This window comes from Oleiphilus sp. HI0066 (genome assembly GCF_001635725.1).
In genome coordinates this window covers 1-756 of the sequence record NZ_LWFH01000502.1, presented here as the reverse complement: position 1 = coordinate 756, position 756 = coordinate 1, and the positions used below count along the sequence as shown (strand labels likewise).

The following is a 756-nucleotide window of genomic DNA, read 5'->3' as shown; positions in this document are numbered from 1 at the left end:
AGGATTTGCAATGAAGCTCAACTTAGCCTGATCCGCATCCTGAATAGTCGCTAAGCCATTAATGGCTAATGACTCGTCACCTTGAACAGAGCCACCAACTTTTTCAGCAAGCTGGATAAGAGTAAAAGTCTTTTGAAGCATATATAATCGTCAGAACTCTATTTTAATGCATCAAGCATATCGATGATTTTTTGTGTGTAATCAAGTTTTGGATCGGCATACAAAGCCGCTTCTCTTGGCATAATGACATCCAGCTTTTCCTGAGCAACCAAGTCTGCAATCACCATATCCAAATTCGGGCGTGACAGTTCTAAAAATTCCTGACGCTTCTCCGCCAAAGCCTTATCAAGCTTCGTTTTCAAGTAACGAAACTCTTGCGCTTTTTCCTCTAAATCCGCGGAAAGTTTTGCTCGTTCGCTATCACTCATAATTGCCGCATCGTTTTGCAAACGCAGTTCAAGTTTGCGCGCAGCCTCACTTACAGCGCGGACCTCAAGGTCTTGTTCCTTAAACTCAGCGACCATTTTATCCGAGAAGCTTTGTGCCGCCTTTGACGAAAATAAAGCTGCTCGCATATCGATCAAACCAAGGCGAGTCTCAGCTGCAACTGAGAAACTAAGCATCGCAAGCATTACCACAGCACTAACTGATCTAATTAATTTCATGAGATAAAATCCTCGTTTTTATTAAAATGGTTGTCCAAGAGAAAACTGGAAAAACTGCTTTTCGTCTTCAGGCGTCGCATTCATGGCCTTG

1 protein-coding gene is annotated in these 756 nt (G+C 42.7%); it reads right to left on the bottom strand.

The window, feature by feature from the left end; genetic code table 11:
• Window positions 1–158: 158 nt before the first annotated feature.
• Window positions 159–665, bottom strand: a complete 507-nt coding sequence (locus A3738_RS07005; RefSeq protein WP_068478409.1) for an OmpH family outer membrane protein — start codon at window positions 663–665, stop codon at window positions 159–161.
• Window positions 666–756 lie beyond the last annotated feature (91 nt).